We start from the raw sequence: 16,007 nt of genomic DNA on the forward strand, positions 1-16,007 counted from the left end.
CTCAACTGGTTATCCCGCCGCCGGGCTTCAGGAACGGAACGCCCCCGGATGGGTCTGCTCCCGCACCGCCGTGAACTGCTGCCGCACCGCCTGCCCCACGGCCAGCTCCTCGCCGGGCTCCAGCACCTGCGCCGCCGCGCCCTGCCAGGCCGGCGGGGTGCGCGGATCGAGTGTGCCCTGCGACACACCGAGCGCCCAGGCCGCCTGCCGGGCCGCGCCGATCGCCGTGTAGTCCGCGGGCTGCGGTACGACGACCTGCACGCCGAACAGCGAGGGCGCCGCGGCCTGTACGGCGGGCAGCTCGGCGGCCGGGCCGAGCAGGAAGATCCGGCGCACCTCCACGCCCCGGCCGCGCAGCACGTCCAGCGCGTCGGCCAGCCCGCACAGCATGCCCTCGAAAGCGGCCCGCGCCAGGTGCTCCGGCTTCATCGACTCGCGCCGCAGCCCCGCGAGGGTCCCCGCGGTGTGCGGCAGGTTCGGTGTCCGCTCGCCCTCCAGGTACGGCAGCAGCACCAGCCCGTGGGCGCCCGGCGTGGACTTCATCGCCAGGTCGGACAGGCTCTCCAGATCCGGCAGGCCGAGCAGCTCGGCGGCGCCGCGCAGGGCGCGTACGGCGTTCAGGGTGGTGACGACCGGCAGGTGCATGCCGGTGGCGTCGGCGAGGGAGGTGATCATCCCGGACTGGTCGGTGAGCGCCTCCGGGTGCACGGCCATCACTGACCCGGAGGCCCCGAGGGACACCACCGCGTCCCCCAGCCCGATCCCGAGCCCGAACGCGGCGGCCATGGTCTCCCCGGTGCCGGCGGAGATCAGCAGGCCCTCCGGGGTCGTACCGGCCGCGTCGGACGGGCCGATCACCTCCGGGAGCACCGCCTGGTGGCCGAGGGCCAGCTCGACCAGGTCGGGCCGGTAGGCGCCGGTGGCCGCCGACCAGTACCCGGTGCCGGAGGCCCCGCCGCGGTCGGTGGTCCGCCGCACGGGCCGCCCGAGCAGCTGCCACACCAGCCAGTCGTGGGCCTGGAGCAGGACGGCGGTGCGCAGCGCGTTCTCGGGCTCGTTCTTCGCGAGCCAGCGCAGCTTGGTCACCGGCTGGGCCGCCTGCGGGACGCATCCGACCGCCTGCGCCCAGGCCTCCCGGCCGCCGAGCGCGTCCACGAGGTCGGCGGCCGCGACCTGGGCGCGCTTGTCGCCGCCGACCATCGCGGGGCGGACGGTGTTGCCCTGGGCGTCCAGCGGGATCACCGCGTTCTGCTGGGCCGACACGCCGATGGCCTGCACGCCCTCCAGCAGGCCGCCGCCGGCGGCCTCACCGAGCGAGAGCAGCCAGGCCTGCGGGTCGATGTCGCTGGGCCGGCCCTCGACCGGGTGCGGGGCATACCCCTGCCGTAGTACCGCACCGGTGTCCGTGTCGCAGACCACGATGCGAGTGAAGTCCGGTGAGCTGTCCAAGCCGGCGACTATCCCCATGCGGAGAATTTTGCCGCATTCCGAGGAGTGGCCCTTACGTGTTGCTCGTGCCCCAGTCGTCCTCGGTCCTGCCGTCGCCGCCCCGGTCGCGCAGGGAGCGGACCGGGTGGGCCACCGACTCCGGGACCCGGTCGCCGACCTTGTCGCTGACCGTGTGCAGGGCCTTGCCCGCGTAGACGCGACCCTGCTGGGCCGCCGTCTCGGCGGTGTTGCGCACCGCGGGGTTCTGCGCGATCCGGCGGGCCGACTTCTTCAGCTGCTCGTAGCGCTCACGACCGGCCCTCGTGCCGAGTACGTAACCGAGGGCCAGTCCGGCGAGGAACGTGAGCCGGTAGCGCATGGCTGCCACCCTTCCCGTGCGTAGTTTCTGGTGCCGCGCCGGCGCCTGGGGATACCGATTGGCGGAGCACCCCCCTGCTTGCGCTAATGTATGTGTCGCAGCGAGCGCCCGCCCCCTGGCGAATACCCAGGTAGGTACGTTCGATGCAACGAGGCGATCCTCCGTAGCTCAATTGGCAGAGCAGCCGGCTGTTAACCGGCAGGTTACTGGTTCGAGTCCAGTCGGGGGAGCTTCGGTCCTCCGTAGCTCAATTGGCAGAGCAGCCGGCTGTTAACCGGCAGGTTACTGGTTCGAGTCCAGTCGGGGGAGCGCTGAACGAGGACCCCTCCGGGGTCCTTTTTCATGTCCCCGGGAACCGCCGCGGCCTGCGGCGCTGTCCTCAAGGTCATGAGCAGAGCGGAAGCCGACCATCCGAGGCAGGAGATCGTATGAGCGGCTATGCTGCGGCAGACGGCGCGCACACTTGTACGCGACACGCCGCTATGGGGCGGTAGCTCAGCCGGTTAGAGCAGCGGACTCATAATCCGTCGGCCGTGGGTTCGAGTCCCACCCGCCCCACCGGTCCCAGGTGGATGCAGGACCGTTTCTACCTGCATAAACGCGACAACGAGGGTCGCCACTCCAGAGTGGCGACCCTCGTTCATTCGATCAGTCCGAGATCCAGCGGACACGTAGTGGACGCGGCGTGGGCGACATGCGAGCCATGACCGAAATCTGTCGCATCGGCCATTCGGCGTCGTGGGGTGCGGTGAGACTCCGCAGGCATCGTCGGCCCGCGGATGTTGGTGATGTATCGTAGCCGTGTACATCGCGTACTTCAGGGTGGTGGCGGAGATGTCTGTGACACAGATCGACCTGGACGACGAGGCACTCGCCGAGGCGATGCGTCTCATGGGCTCCACTACGAAGAAGGACACAGTCAACGCGGCTCTCCGGGACTACGTGGCGCGCATCAAGCGGCTTGAGGCGGCCGAGAAGCTGGCCGCGCGCGGCGAGCGGGGTGAGTTCGAGGCTGCGGCGGCCGCGCACGACGCTGCCAAGCGCGCACGGCAGGCAGCCTTCGAGTGATCACGTATCTTCTCGACACATCTGCTCTGTGGCATCTGTTCCGCACTCCCGGGGCGATCCGGCCGTGGGAAGGGCACATTGCCGCCGGTGTGTTCCACGTCTGTGAGCCGACGAGGACGGAGTTCCTCTGCTCTGCCACAGGCCCGGCTCACCGCGACGAGCTTGCGGAGGAGTTGGATGCGCTGTGCCGGCTCTCGCCGGTGCCGAAGAGCGCATGGCGCTGGGTGGACTCCGCGCAGTACAAGCTCACGCAGCGGGGGCAGCACCGCTCCGCGGGGATCATCGATCTCCTGGTGTGCGCCACTGCGGTACACCACGGTCACACGGTGCTCCATGTGGACAACGACTTCACCACCGTGGCGGCGGTCCTGAAGGAAGTGCAGCAGCGGGACGCACGCGCCTGACGCCGACGACGCTGCGGCACGCCCCTCCGGCCGCCAACAGAGCGAGATCGTGCTCCTGCTGACGATTCTTCGGGATGTGTACGGCCCCTCGCATGACCTGGCCCGCCGCCTCGGCGCTCCGCCGGGGGCATCACCCAGTGGATCCGCGACAGCGTGAACACCCGCTCGGCGTCGCGTAGATGACACCAGGCGAACAGATACGGAGGGTCGAGCTCAAGGCCGCTGATGGTGCGGATCGTGCGGCTGCCCGTGGTGGCGACGTATTCGATGGTGATCGCCGTGCCGCCGTCGACGGCGTGGGCGAGTTGACGGACATCGGCGTGCGAGACCTGGGTCGCGTATCCGGCGATGACTTCTTCGGTGTCGGTGGCGAAGGGGACGCCGTTGTACGGGTCGGGGGCGGGACGGGCGAGCGGGGCGTCCGCGAGTCGGGCGGCCGGCGCGGTCAGCTCGGCCTGCTCCGGGGCGGCTGTCGTACGGGACTGGACACCTGCCGGTGTCCTGATCTGCTTGTTCGCGGCGGCGAGGGCGCGGAGCAGCTCGGTTCCCTTGCAACTGGAGTGCGGCCAGTTGCGGGAGTTACCGGCGGGATTAGGGTGGAAAGTGACCGGAAGTGACCTATAAGGCAAAGGGGGCAGGTCATGCGTGCCAGTTACCGCAAGCGATCCGCCGTCCTGGGTACGACCCTCGTCGCCGCCACCCTCGCCCTCGGCCCCGTCGGCCTCCAGCAGGCTTCGGCGGCGACGCCGAGCGGAACGCACGCCGGTGCGACCACCACGGTCGACCGCGACAACAGCTACAGGCAGGGCTACAGGGCCGGGTTCCGTGCCGGGTGGGCCGACGCCAAGGACGACTGCAAGCAGAACAGGAACAACAACAACTTCAACAGCAACAACAACTCCTCTTACGCGCGTGGCTTCGGCGACGGCTACTCCGCCGGGTACGCGCGGGCCGAGGACAGGTACTGCTGAAGCCTGGCGGACGGCGTCCGCCACGAAGTCGGAGTAGGGGACGGCACGTTCGGCGGTGACGACTCACACGGGGAGCTGAACGGCCGTCATCTCCGCTCCTGCGCCGCCGGCCCCGGGAACCAGGAGACCATCTCCGCGTACACGTCCGGGATTTCCCCGGTGCCGGTGAGCCAGTCGGTCTCGCCCTGGCTCCACTCGTAGGCGCGGTGGCGGGCGCCGAGTTCCTCGACGAGTTCGGCGGCCAGCCGGGACGCCTCGTAGAGGTCCTGGTCGGTGGTCTGGGAGCTGGCGGCGACGATCATCCCGCGCACCTCGGCCGAGTGGCCGTAGCGGAAGGCGCCGGTGCCGAGCAGGTGCGGGTCGGTGTGCACCGGTGTGCCGTTGTCGCCGCCGAGGCGCCGGTGGGCCGCCGCCTTGGCCGCCGCCTTGGGGAGGAAGCGGCGCGCCTCGTCCCCGACCGTGACCGCGCCCAGGACCGCGTCGGCGGGTGCGGTGCCCGCCTCCGCCGTCGGGTCGAGGACGACGAAGCCCATCGCGGGGCGCGGGTAGGGGCCGCGCGGCGCCTTGCCCTCCGGGGCGGTGTGGTTGCGCAGGATGCTCTCGGCCCGGCGGCGGCCGAGGTCCGCCAGCAGGGCGGTCAGTTCCCCGTCGGTGAGCATGTACGTGTAGGGGTTGCGGCGCACCGCCGCCTCGACGCGGAGTGTGCCGGCCGTGCTCGTCACGCCTGTCTCCTCCTTGCTGCGCTGACCGCTGTCCGCACCCGGTGGCGCGGCCCGGCACACCGTAGCGGCCTGATCATCCGCGGGGCCATAGGTCTGGACCATTTTTCTGATCACTGTTGACCTTGCCGTGTGTCGCCCCGTAGATTTCCGTCCCGTCTTGATCAATGGTCCAGACCAGCTCTCCAAAGGCTCGCTGGGCTTTCCGTTCGACGATCCCCCTTCTCGGGGTGCGCTGTGCTCTCAGGCTGCTGGGAGAAGGGGCGAAGGGGATGTTTGTCTTGACGACGCAGGTGTTAACGAACCTTGCGCAGAAGTTCACGGCCGACGGATTCGCCACCGTCGGAGAACTCGTTTCCCCCGGTGAACTCGCTGTTTACCGGGACATCTACGACCGTTTCCTGAACGGTGACATCGAAGCGGGCGACAAACGGTCCGATCTCGGTTCCCACGCCCCCCGCAAGGACGGGGTACGCGAGAACATCACACAGATCATGTGGCCCTCGGCCCTCCACCCGCCGCTGCGGGAACTCCCCCTCCACCGCAAGGCGCTCGCCGTCGCCCGGGAACTCATCGGCGCCGACGCGGAACTCGACTTCGACATGATGATCCACAAGGATCCGCACACCGCCGTCCCCACGCCCTGGCACCAGGACGCGGCCTACTGGATCGACATGCCCGACCACCGGGCGGTCTCGATCTGGGTGGCGCTGGACGACGCCGACGTCGACAACGGCTGCATGTGGTACGTACGCGGCTCGCACGAACAGCCGCTGCGGCCGCACCGGCCCACCAGCGACGGCAAGAACATCGAGTGCGACTGCTCCGAGGACGAGCCGGGAGCCACTCCGGTGCCACTGCGGGCGGGGGAAGCAGTGGCCCACTCCGGCTTCACGCTCCACTACTCGCGGGGCAACACCACGGACGGCGCGCGCCGCGCGTACATCCTCAACTACCGCCCCGCCGCGATGATCCGGCACGAACGGGCACAGGGCGCGGACCACGGACTCAACGAGAACGTACGGCAGGTCCGCAACTCCGGCGCCGTCGAGGACTGACCACCCGGCACCACCCCCCACCGCCGGGCCGGCCACCACCGGCCCGGCCCCGACAGCCAGATGGGAAAGCCGTGAACCCTGTCATTCTGACTGGTGCCGTCATGACCCACCCGCGACGCCGAGCGGCGGCCGAGGCCATCGCGGCGAAGGACCCGCGGGGCCGCGTCCGTGTCGTCACCGACCCGGACCCCTCCGGCCCGCCCACCGCGCTGCGCACCGCGAACCCGTCCTGGAGCTGTGTCGGTGCGGACGCCACCCACCACGTGGTCTTCCAGGACGACGTCCTCGTCGCCGAGGATTTCTTCCCCTGCGCCGAAAAGGTCGCCGCCGCCGTTCCCGGTGAGGCCGTCGCCTTTTACGAGGGCTGGGAAGGCAGAAACAGCGGTGTCGTACGGCTCGGCGCCCTCACGGGTGCGCAGTGGGCCTATGCCATCGACGAACACGTCCCGTCGCTGGCCCTGATGCTGCCCGCCGACGCCGCCCGCGGATACGAGCGATTCGCGGCGGAACACGGCAATGGCTGGCCGTACGACGTGGTGATCCAGCGGTACCTCAAGGCGCTGGACATTCCGGTGCGGATCGCCGTGCCCAGTACGGTCGACCACGACGACGTGCCGAGCATCGCCGGAAACAGCACTCATGGATGGCGCCGCGCCACATTCTTCACCGACCGGGCCGCGTTTTCCTCCGACGTGAACAACGCGTGCGCCGTATTCTCCGTGGTGCCCTTCTACCAGTACGGCGAGTCGAAATGCGCGGTACGGCAGGAGGACGGCTGGGAATACCTCGACACCGACCGCCATCTGCGGCGCGTCGGCCTGCTCGACCGGTGCGAGGACACCCTCGCCGCGGCGGACCGGCCCGACCTGCCCGACACCGTGTGCCGGCAGGTGTGGCTCACGGCCTTCGCCACCGGTGTCGCCGTCGCCGGCCTGACGGACCGTGACCCGGAGCCCGCCGTGGCGGCGGCGGTGATGGAGTCCCTGGGCCCCGGCGGCCTGTGCGAGGAGTACACCGGCGCCGAACTCGTACCGATGATCCCGCTCGTGCGCGACCTCGCCCTGGCCGCCCTCGACGCGGGCCGGGCCGCGCACCGCGCCACCGCCGGCACCCCCCGCCCCGCACCCGCGCCCGGCGTCGTCGTCACCGGCGGCGACCCCGCCTTCGGCGCCCAGCTCGCGCGGCTGCTGACCGACGCGGGCCGCACCGCCGTACACGCCGAGCGGCTCGACCCGGCCACGCACGCGGTGCCCGAGGCACCGGACGCCGTGATCCACCTCGGCACCCCGCACGACACCGGGTATCCGCTCGCGGACCTGCTCGCCGACACCGAGAAGCTCGGCGCGCGGCGGCTGGTGCACGCGAGTTCGGCCGCCGTCTACCGGGGCGGCGCCGCCGAGGACCGCACCGAGGACTCCGTGCGCGAACGGCCCGGGGACGCCGAGGCCCGGCTGTGGTGGGACGCGGAGGAGCAGTGCCGGGCCTGGGGCCGGCAGACCGGCACGCCCGTGCAGATCGTGCGGTTCGCGGAGCCGGTGGGCCCGCACGCCCCGCTGGACGGGGTCCTCGCCGGCTGGATGCTGCGGGCCTGGACCCGGCGCCCCATGACCCTGGTCGAGGGCCGCCGGCACCAGATCGTGGACTACCGCGACATGGCGGACGCGCTCGCCGCGCTGCTCGCCCGCCCGGCCGGACCCGAGGTCTGCAACATCGCCTCCGCCGGCTACGACGAGACCGCCTTCGCCGAACTGGTCACCCGGACGGCCCGCCGCACCCCCTGGGAGCGGGCCGACGCGCCCGGACCGCACACCCCCCTCATGTCCACCGCCCTGATCACCGCCGAAACCGGCTGGCGGCCCGCGGCACCGGTGCACAATGGCGCCCGGGCGCAGGCACAGTGGCTGGCCTGCGACACCCATGACGACCTCGTCGGGCTCTGGCGGACCCCGGACCCCGGCGACGACACCGGCGTACGGCGGGCCTGACGATGACGGAGAAGGCGGAGAAGCGGGCGGCGCCCGAGACGGGCGGCGGCACGGGGGACGGGATCTTCTCGCCGACGTACCTGGCCGCCACCCTGACGTTCGCCGTGGTGATGTTCCTGACCGGGTTCGCCGCGCTCGCCGTGGTGCCCACCCTGCCGACCGCGGCCCGGGAACTGGACGGCGTGTCCCTGTTCCCGGTCGTGGCGGGCTGCTTCGTCGCCGCCAGCCTGTTCGGCGGGGTGCTCGGCGGGCACTGGGCCGACCGGGCGGGCGCCCGGCGGCCCCTGGCGCTCGGCATGGTCCTGTCGGTGCTCACGCTGCTGGTGTCCGCGTCCAGCGTGTCCGTCTGGCAGCTCGCCGCCGGCCGGTTCGTGGACGGCCTGGCCGCCGGCATGGTCGCGGTGTCGGTGACCACCGCCATCGGCCAGGCCTACCCCGAGCGGCTGCGGCCCCGGATGCTCGCCATGATGAGCGCCAGCTGGGTCATCCCGTCGCTGCTCGGGCCGCCGCTCGCCGGTGTGGTCGTCCAGTGGTGGTCCTGGCGCGCGGTCTTCTACGGCCTGGCCGCCCTGACGGCGCTGCCCGCCGTCGCCCTCGTCGTCGTCCTGCGCAGACCCGTGGACGGCGACGCGGCCGGCGTACCCCCCGCCGCGGAACGGGCCGCCCGCCCCCCGCTGCTGGTCGCGGCCATGCTCAGCCTCGGCGCGGCGCTCGGCCAGTACGGCGTCTCCGACTGGGACCCGCGCCACCTCGCATTCGTCGCCGCCGGCCTCGTCCTCCTCGTCGTCTTCGCCCCGAGGCTCCTGCCGCGCGGGACCTGGCGCAGCGCCCGGGGCCTGCCGACCGCGGTGCTGCTGCGCGGCCTGACCTCCGGCACGTACTTCACCATCGAGGCGCTGGTGCCACTGATGCTGATCACCGAACGGCGGGTCGACGCCGTCGTGGTCGGCGTGGCCTTCACCGCCTCCGCGGTGCTGTGGGCCGGCGCCTCCTGGGTGCAGGGCAAGGCGCTCCAGCACGTGGCCCGGCACCGCCTCGTCACCGTGGGCGCTCTCGTCATGACCGCCTCCGCGGCCCTCGCCGTGGCCGGCTGCTCCGGCGGACTGCCCGCCGTCACGGCAGCCGCCGCGATGCCGCTGTCCGCCATCGGCATGGGACTGCTCGACCCCTGCGTCACCGTGCTCTCCCTGAAGCACAGCGAGCCGCACCGGCAGGGCCACACCACCAGCGCCATGCAGACCAACATGAACCTCGGCCAGGTCGTCGTCCTGGCCCTGGCCTCCGGAGTCCTCAACGCCTGCCTGGCCGCCGGCGCCGGCCCGCTCGACGGCTACCGCGTGGCGTTCGCGCTGCTGCTCCTGCCGACCCTGCTGGTCGCCCTGCTCGCCGTCCGCGCCCGCGGCGACTGACCTCCCTCCCCCTCCCTCCTTTCTCTCTCCTCTTTCCGCACCCTCCCCTCCGAAAGGGACCGTTGTGCGCAGTGACCTTGTCGTCATAGGACTCGGATACGTGGGCCTGCCCCTCGCGGTGGAAGCCACCCGCTCCGGGATGACCGTCGTCGGCCTCGACAGGAACCCCGAGGTCGTCACCCGGCTCAACGCCGGTGTCTCGCACGTCGACGACATCGACGACGCCACCGTCGCCCAAGTCCGCGCCCAGGGCTTCACCGCGACCACCGACGAGAGCGCCGTCGCCGGGACGGACACCGTCGTGATCTGCGTCCCCACCCCGCTGTCCGCGCACGGCGGACCCGACCTGACCATGGTCGAGAGCGCCTGCGCGGCGATCAGCCGCCACCTGCGGCCCGGGACCCTGGTCGTCCTGGAGTCGACCACCTACCCCGGCACCACCGACGAGGTCGTCCGGCCCCTCCTCGAACGCTCCGGACTCACCGCCGGCCGCGACTTCCACCTCGCCTTCTCACCGGAACGCGTCGACCCCGGCAACCAGGTCTACGGCATCCGCAACACCCCCAAGGTCGTCGGCGGCCACACCCCCGGCTGCGCGACCGCCGCCGCGGCCTTCTACGGCAAGATCGTCGACACCGTCGTCCAGGCCACCGGCACCCGTGAGGCCGAGATGGCCAAGCTCATCGAGAACACCTACCGGCACGTCAACATCGCGTTGGTCAACGAGATGGCCATCTTCTGCAACGAACTCGGCATCGACCTGTGGGACGCCATCTCCTGCGCCGCCACCAAGCCCTTCGGCTACCAGGCGTTCCGGCCCGGCCCCGGCGTCGGCGGCCACTGCATCCCGATCGACCCCAACTACCTCGCCCACAAGGTCCGCACCCTCGGCTACCCCTTCCGCATGGTCGAACTGGCCCAGGAGATCAACACACGCATGCCGCGCTACGTCGTGGAACGCGCCCAGCACCTCCTGGACCGGGCCGGCAAGACCCTCGGCGGCGCCCGCGTCCTGCTGCTCGGCGTCACCTACAAGGCGGACATCGCCGACCAGCGCGAGACCTCCGCCCGCGACGTCGTCAAACGGCTCCGGGCCCGCGGCGCCGACGTCTCCTACCACGACCCGTACGTCCCCGAGTGGTCCGTCGACGGCACGGCCGTCCCGTCCGCCGCCGACCTGCCCGCCGCCCTGGAGACCGCCGACCTCGCCATCCTCCTCCAGCGGCACCGGGCGTTCGACCTGGACGAGATCCAGCGGCGCGCCCCGCTGCTCCTCGACACCCGCGGTGCCGCACGCCCGCAGCCGCACGTCGAACGCCTCTGACCGGCAGCCCCGCCCCCTCCCCTTCTCACACCTCAGGAGTGCTCCCATGTGCGGAATCGCCGGATGGGTCGACTACGCCCGCCCCGTCGACCACGACATCGCGCGCGCCATGACGGACACGATGGCCCGGCGCGGGCCCGACGCGGAAGGGCTCTGGACCGACGACCACGTCGCCCTCGGCCACCGGCGGCTGTCCGTCATCGACCTCGAAGGCGGCTGCCAGCCGATGGCCGTCGACGAGGGCCCCGGCGCCCGCGCCACGCTCACCTACAGCGGCGAGACGTACAACTTCCAGGAACTGCGCACCCGGCTCACCGGCCTCGGCCACCACTTCACCACCCGCAGCGACACCGAGGTCGTCCTGCGCGCCTACCTGGAGTGGGGCCCGGGGTTCGTCGACCGGCTCGAAGGCATCTACGCCTTCGCGATCTGGGACCGCGACCGCGACGAACTCCTGCTCGTCCGCGACCGCATGGGCGTCAAACCCCTCTACTACGCGCCGACCCCGACGGGCGTCCTGTTCGGCTCCGAACCCAAGGCGATCCTCGCCCACCCCGCGTTCCGGGCCGTGCTCGACGCCGACGGCCTGCGGGACATCCTCTCCGTCGCCAAGGTGCCCGGACACGCGATCTTCCGCGGCATGCGCGAGGTCCCGGCCGGCTGCCTGGTCCGGGTGAACCGCACCGGCCTCACCGAGGAACGCTACTGGCAGCTCCGGGTCGCCGAGCACACCGACTCCCTCGACGACACCATCCGCACCGTGCGCGAACTCCTCGCGTCCACCGTGGAGGAGCAGATGGTCTCCGACGTACCGCTGTGCACCCTGCTGTCCGGCGGCCTCGACTCCAGCTCGCTCACCGCGCTCGCCGCGCACACCACCCGCGCCAAGGGGCTCGGCCGCATCCGGTCCTGCTCGGTCAGCGACCCCGACCTCGACGGCACCGCCGGCCCCGACGCCAACGAGGACCACGTCTACGCCCGGCTGCTCGCCGAACACGTCGGCTCCGACCACAGCGAACTCCCGCTCAAGGCCCCCGACCTGCTCGACCCGGCACTGCGCGCCTCCGTCCTGCGCGCCTACGACCTGCCTCTCGCCAAGGGCGACGAACACGCCTCCCTGCACCTGCTGTTCAGCATCGTCCGGCAGCACTCCACCGTCGCCCTGTCCGGCGAGTGCGGCGACGAGGTGTTCGGCGGCTACCGCTGGCAGCGCGACCCCGACGCCGTCTTCTCCACCACGTTCCCCTGGGTCCACGAAGGACGCCACAACTACCGGGGCAACGACGTCGTCTTCACCCGCGACCTGCTCGCCAAGCTCGACCTGGACACCTACGAACGCGACTGCCACAGCACCGCCGTCGCCGAGATCGACGCCCGCCGGCACCTGGACGACCCCGCCGAGGCCCGTTACCGCGAAGTCACCTACCTCGCCCTCACCCGCCACGCCCAGGTCCTCTTCGACCGCAAGGACCGCATGAGCATGGCCTGCGGACTGGAGGTCCGCGTGCCCTTCGCCGACCACCGGCTGGTCGAGTACACCTTCAACGTGCCCTGGGCGATGAAGAGTTTCGACGGCCGGGAGAAGAGCCTGCTGCGCGCGGCCATGAAGGACCTGCTGCCCACGGCCGTCGCCCAGCGGGTCAAGACGCCCTACCCCTCCATCCGGGCCGAGGCCTACGACCGGACCCTGCGCGAGCGCCTCGCCGACCTCGTCCGCACCGGCACCGGCCCGCTCGACCCCTTCTTCTCGCCCGGCCTCAGGACACGGGTACGGCAGGACGGAGCCGCGGCGCTGGAGCAGGGCATGAGCCGGGCCGCCCTGGAGACCACCCTCCAACTGGACGCGTGGCTGCGGGCGTACGACGTGGACGTCGTGCTCTGAGCCGCACCGGCCGCCGGATCCGGGCCGGGCATGGACGGGCCGGGTCCGGCGGCCATACTGGACCGCATGGAACGCATCGGGGGATACCTCGTCGAGCGCCGGCTCGGCGAGGGCGGCATGGGCACGGTCTATCTCGCACGGACGCGCGGCGGACGGGCCGTCGCCCTGAAGGTCGCCAAGGCCGAACTGGCCGCCGACCCGGTGTTCCGCGAGCGGTTCCGCAGCGAGGTGGAGGCGGCCCGCGCGGTCGGCGGCTTCCACACGGCACCGGTGGTGGACGCCGACGTCGACGGCGACCCGCTGTGGCTGGCCACGGCCTACATCCCCGGACCCACCCTCGCCGCCCGGCTCGCCGCCGAGGGCGCCATGGACGAGGACCGGCTGCGGTCCCTGGGCGCCGCGCTCGCCGAGGCGCTGGAGTCCATCCACTCCTGCGGCCTGGTGCACCGCGACCTCAAGCCCGGCAACATCATCATGGCCGTCGACGGGCCGCGCGTACTCGACTTCGGCATAGCCCGGGCCGTCGAGTCCACCCGCCTCACCGCCACCGGTACCGCCTTCGGCACCCCCGGCTTCCTCGCGCCCGAGCAGGCCCTCGGCCACGATGTGACCGGCGCCGCCGACGTGTTCGCCCTCGGCGCCGTGCTGGTCGCGGCGGCCGGTGGCAGCGCCTGGGGCGAGGGCACACCGATGGGGCTGATGTACCGCTCCGTGCACGAGCCGCCCGACCTGTCCGCCGTACCCGCCGGGCTGGCGGACCTGGTCTCGGCGTGCCTGGCCAAGGAGCCCGCGGACCGGCCGACGCCCACCGAACTGCTGGACCGGCTGACGGACCCGGCGCCGGGCCCGGACCGGCCGGCGGCACCGCCGTACCCGCCCACGCTCACCGTGTCCCCGGGACCGGCCACACCGCCAACGGCGTTCACCCCGCCCCCGCCGCCCGCGACACCCCCGCAGGCCGCGGCGCCCCTGTACCAGCACCCCGTGCAGCAACCCGTCCAGACCGCCACGCCACCGCACCTGCCCGCGCAGCCCGCCACCCCGCCAGCCCCCTACGGCTTCGGGCCGCCCATGCCCTACGGCGCCCCGGAGGCCGTGCTCGCCGACGCTCAGTCCGGCGCGGTCGTCAACGCCACCGGCGTCCTCTTCGAAGTGGCGGGGGTCACCGCGGACTTCGCCTGGTCCGAGATCGCGCACGTAGGACGCCACTGGCGCGGCAACCGCCTCACCCTCACCGTGCGGCTGTGGGACGGCGGGGTCTACACCTGCGAGCTCAACGCCCGCCGCAGGGCCCGGCTGACCGCCTGGCTCGCCCAGCTCGACCCGGTCCTCGCCCGGTACCTCACCCGCTAGCCGGCCCGGCCAACCACCGCCCCGCCCGGAAGACTTGGGCCGGTCCAGGCTTGAACCGGTCAGGACCTGGGCACGCACCTCCTACCGGCGTCCAGCCGGGCGTTGTCGGCAGCAGGAGGGCGTCATGGACCGTCGGATCCGGGTACGTGTCAGCCGGCGGCCCGCCGCGCCGCGCGGGCAGGAGATCGACCGCAGGACCCCCTCGGGGCGCGTCCTGCCGTACTGACCGCCGTACCGACCCGGTCCGCCGCGGCGGCCAGGGGCGTCCGCAGCGGCTCCGGCGGGGCCGGACCGTCCGGCACCGCGCTCGCCGTGACCGCCGACGCAATGCCGCAGCTCGGTGTCCGTCTCCAGCAAGGTCACCCCGGACGCGTCCACGTCGGCCCCGGCCACGCCCGCCGGCAGAGCCGCCGGCGCCCTGGTGAGGGGCTGCGTACAGCCGCGGACCAGCTCACCGCGCGCGGTCAGCAGGACCCGGCAGCCCTCCGTGCCGCCGTCGACGGTCAGGGTGTCCAGCCGCCCGGTGTGCGGCGTGCGTGCGGCTGACACCATGCTCCCGTCCCGCTCCGCCGTCGGTCGTTCGCGGCTCGCCCGCCCCAGGCGCACGGACCTGCACACCATCCGGGTGAGCCAGGGCGCATACTGGGGAGTCATGTACCCGTGCGGCTGGGAGACGGCGTGAACGCAGCTGAACCGGCGCGGCCCCGGCCGGCCGTCGTGCCGAGGCCGACGGTGCCGGCACCCGCGGCGCCACGGCTCGATGTGTCCCCGTTGACCGGGCGGACCGGGTTCCGGGCGGCGGGCGAGGTCAGCCTGCGCACGCGCGGCATCTGGGAGCGCGCGCTGGAGCGGGCCGTTCGCGAGGGCGAGGACGTGTATTACTTGGAGCTTTCCGCGCTGACCTTCGTCGACGTCGCGGGCGCCGGCGCACTGGCGGACGCCGCCCGGAACCTCGGCGGGCAGCGGCGCCTGGTGCTGGACCGGCCCCCGGACGCCCTGCCACGGATACTGGACCTGCTGTGGCCCGGTCTGCCGGGGATCGAGGTGCGGACGTCATGACCGCCACCACCGAACCCGTGGACCCGTTCGTGCACCCCGCGCTCTTCTACGCCGACGCGCGGGAGTACGTCGCCGGCACCGTGCCGTTCGTCCGGGCGGCGCTGACGGCCGGCGAGCCGGTCGCGGTCGCCGTCCCCGGCGAGAACCTGCGGCTGATCCAGGACGAGCTGGGCGCCGACGGCGCCGCCGTACGCTTCCTGGACATGCGGGAGGCCGGACGCAACCCCGGCCGGATCATCCCCGGTGTGCTGCGCGCCTTCGCCGACGCCCAGTCGCCCGGCCGCCGGGTCCACATCATCGGCGAGCCGGTCTGGGCGGGCCGCAGCCCGGCCGAGTACCCGGCCTGCGCCCAGCACGAGGCGCTCATCAACGCGGCCTTCCGGGGCCGCGAGGTCACCATCCTGTGCCCGTACGACACCGCCCGCCTGGACGAGCGGGCGCTCGCCGACGCGCACGCCACCCACCCGGTCGTCATCCCGGCCGGCTCCGGCGCCGAACGGACCAGCGCCGACTACGACCCCGACGGCGTGGTCTCCCGCTACAACGAGCCGCTGCCACCCGCCCCCGGCGCCGGCCCCGACGTGCTGCGCTGTTCCTTCGACGAGGACTCCCTGTCCGCCGTCCGGCATCTGGCCACCGACCACGGCGCCCGGCTGGGCCTGACCGGCCTGGGCCTGGAGAACCTGGCGCTGATCACCGCGGAGCTGACCACGAACAGCGTCGTCCACGGCGGTGGCACCGGCGCCCTGACGGTGTGGTCCGAGGACGGGTACGTACTGTGCGAGGTCCGCGACAAGGGCCGCCTCGCCGACCCGCTGGCCGGCCGCCGCCCCGCCGGCCGCGACCAGCGGGGCGGACGCGGACTGCTGCTGGTCAACCTGGTGTCGGACCTGGTTCGCACGCACACCGGCCCGGAGGGCACGACGATCCGCTCCTACCTGCGCCGCTGACGGCACCCCGGAGCGGGC

At 72.5% G+C, this 16,007-nt stretch carries 16 protein-coding genes and 3 tRNA genes; 14 read left to right on the plus strand and 5 right to left on the minus strand.

The features are described 5' to 3' along the window. Positions 1–27: 27 nt before the first annotated feature. Positions 28–1,467 carry an FGGY-family carbohydrate kinase gene (locus tag C3492_RS06975; RefSeq protein ID WP_103810854.1) on the minus strand — a complete coding sequence of 480 codons (1,440 nt, stop codon included), beginning with the start codon at positions 1,465–1,467 and terminating at the stop codon, positions 28–30. A 34-nt stretch (positions 1,468–1,501) separates the two neighbouring features. Further along, positions 1,502–1,807 carry a hypothetical protein gene (locus C3492_RS06980; RefSeq protein WP_103810855.1) on the minus strand — a complete coding sequence of 102 codons (306 nt, stop codon included), beginning with the start codon at positions 1,805–1,807 and terminating at the stop codon, positions 1,502–1,504. A gap of 157 nt (positions 1,808–1,964) precedes the next feature. Between C3492_RS06980 and C3492_RS06985 the strand changes: the two genes are divergently transcribed. The 5 genes from C3492_RS06985 to C3492_RS07005 all read left to right on the plus strand — a co-directional run bounded on the left by C3492_RS06985 (position 1,965) and on the right by C3492_RS07005 (position 3,279). Beyond that, positions 1,965–2,037 (plus strand) — tRNA-Asn (locus tag C3492_RS06985). Positions 2,038–2,043: 6 nt separating this feature from the next. After that, positions 2,044–2,116: transfer RNA gene (locus C3492_RS06990), tRNA-Asn, on the plus strand. Between the two features lie 175 nt (positions 2,117–2,291). Next, positions 2,292–2,365: transfer RNA gene (locus C3492_RS06995), tRNA-Ile, on the plus strand. Positions 2,366–2,641: 276 nt separating this feature from the next. Next, positions 2,642–2,875, plus strand: coding sequence for a type II toxin-antitoxin system VapB family antitoxin (locus tag C3492_RS07000; RefSeq protein WP_103811040.1), 234 nt, complete (start codon positions 2,642–2,644; stop codon positions 2,873–2,875). Then, positions 2,872–3,279, plus strand: coding sequence for a PIN domain nuclease (locus C3492_RS07005; protein ID WP_103810856.1), 408 nt, complete (start codon positions 2,872–2,874; stop codon positions 3,277–3,279). Before C3492_RS07000 ends, C3492_RS07005 begins: the two co-directional genes overlap by 4 nt. On the opposite strand, the gene C3492_RS46820 is transcribed toward C3492_RS07005, so the two are convergent. Then, positions 3,195–4,040: a WYL domain-containing protein gene (locus C3492_RS46820; protein ID WP_374938330.1), complete on the minus strand. Its 846-nt coding sequence runs from the start codon at positions 4,038–4,040 to the stop codon at positions 3,195–3,197. The genes C3492_RS07005 and C3492_RS46820 overlap by 85 nt on opposite strands. On the opposite strand from C3492_RS46820, the gene C3492_RS07015 reads away from it, so the two are divergent. Beyond that, positions 3,921–4,250: a hypothetical protein gene (locus C3492_RS07015; RefSeq protein ID WP_103810857.1), complete on the plus strand. Its 330-nt coding sequence runs from the start codon at positions 3,921–3,923 to the stop codon at positions 4,248–4,250. The genes C3492_RS46820 and C3492_RS07015 overlap by 120 nt on opposite strands. An 86-nt stretch (positions 4,251–4,336) precedes the next feature. Here C3492_RS07015 and C3492_RS07020 read toward each other — a convergent pair whose 3' ends face one another. Then, positions 4,337–4,972, minus strand: a complete 636-nt coding sequence (locus C3492_RS07020; protein ID WP_103810858.1) for a hypothetical protein — start codon at positions 4,970–4,972, stop codon at positions 4,337–4,339. 290 nt (positions 4,973–5,262) lie between these two features. Between C3492_RS07020 and C3492_RS07025 the strand changes: the two genes are divergently transcribed. The 6 genes from C3492_RS07025 to C3492_RS07050 all read left to right on the plus strand — a co-directional run bounded on the left by C3492_RS07025 (position 5,263) and on the right by C3492_RS07050 (position 13,980). Continuing rightward, a complete protein-coding gene (locus tag C3492_RS07025; RefSeq protein WP_258055541.1) occupies positions 5,263–6,027 on the plus strand; it encodes a phytanoyl-CoA dioxygenase family protein in 765 nt (254 codons plus the stop codon). 101 nt (positions 6,028–6,128) lie between these two features. Continuing rightward, positions 6,129–8,012 carry an NAD(P)-dependent oxidoreductase gene (locus C3492_RS07030; RefSeq protein ID WP_103810860.1) on the plus strand — a complete coding sequence of 628 codons (1,884 nt, stop codon included), beginning with the start codon at positions 6,129–6,131 and terminating at the stop codon, positions 8,010–8,012. A gap of 2 nt (positions 8,013–8,014) precedes the next feature. Then, positions 8,015–9,421, plus strand: coding sequence for an MFS transporter (locus C3492_RS07035; protein WP_103810861.1), 1,407 nt, complete (start codon positions 8,015–8,017; stop codon positions 9,419–9,421). Positions 9,422–9,485: 64 nt separating this feature from the next. Beyond that, a complete protein-coding gene (locus tag C3492_RS07040; RefSeq protein WP_103810862.1) occupies positions 9,486–10,745 on the plus strand; it encodes a nucleotide sugar dehydrogenase in 1,260 nt (419 codons plus the stop codon). A 46-nt stretch (positions 10,746–10,791) separates the two neighbouring features. Beyond that, positions 10,792–12,627: an asparagine synthase (glutamine-hydrolyzing) gene (gene asnB, locus C3492_RS07045; protein WP_103810863.1), complete on the plus strand. Its 1,836-nt coding sequence runs from the start codon at positions 10,792–10,794 to the stop codon at positions 12,625–12,627. A 66-nt stretch (positions 12,628–12,693) separates the two neighbouring features. After that, positions 12,694–13,980: a serine/threonine-protein kinase gene (locus tag C3492_RS07050; RefSeq protein WP_103811041.1), complete on the plus strand. Its 1,287-nt coding sequence runs from the start codon at positions 12,694–12,696 to the stop codon at positions 13,978–13,980. Positions 13,981–14,061: 81 nt separating this feature from the next. Here C3492_RS07050 and C3492_RS44490 read toward each other — a convergent pair whose 3' ends face one another. Further along, complete coding sequence (locus tag C3492_RS44490) at positions 14,062–14,532, minus strand: hypothetical protein (protein ID WP_181140235.1); 471 nt, start codon at positions 14,530–14,532, stop codon at positions 14,062–14,064. A 210-nt stretch (positions 14,533–14,742) separates the two neighbouring features. On the opposite strand from C3492_RS44490, the gene C3492_RS07060 reads away from it, so the two are divergent. Both C3492_RS07060 and C3492_RS07065 read left to right on the plus strand, forming a co-directional pair. Continuing rightward, a complete protein-coding gene (locus C3492_RS07060) occupies positions 14,743–15,039 on the plus strand; it encodes an STAS domain-containing protein (RefSeq protein WP_165951547.1) in 297 nt (98 codons plus the stop codon). After that, a complete protein-coding gene (locus tag C3492_RS07065; protein WP_103810865.1) occupies positions 15,036–15,989 on the plus strand; it encodes an anti-sigma factor RsbA family regulatory protein in 954 nt (317 codons plus the stop codon). The genes C3492_RS07060 and C3492_RS07065 overlap by 4 nt, the downstream gene beginning before the upstream one ends. Positions 15,990–16,007: the final 18 nt, after the last annotated feature.

The sequence above is a fragment of the Streptomyces sp. Ru62 genome (assembly GCF_002920615.1).
Classification (GTDB): Bacteria; Actinomycetota; Actinomycetes; order Streptomycetales; family Streptomycetaceae; genus Streptomyces.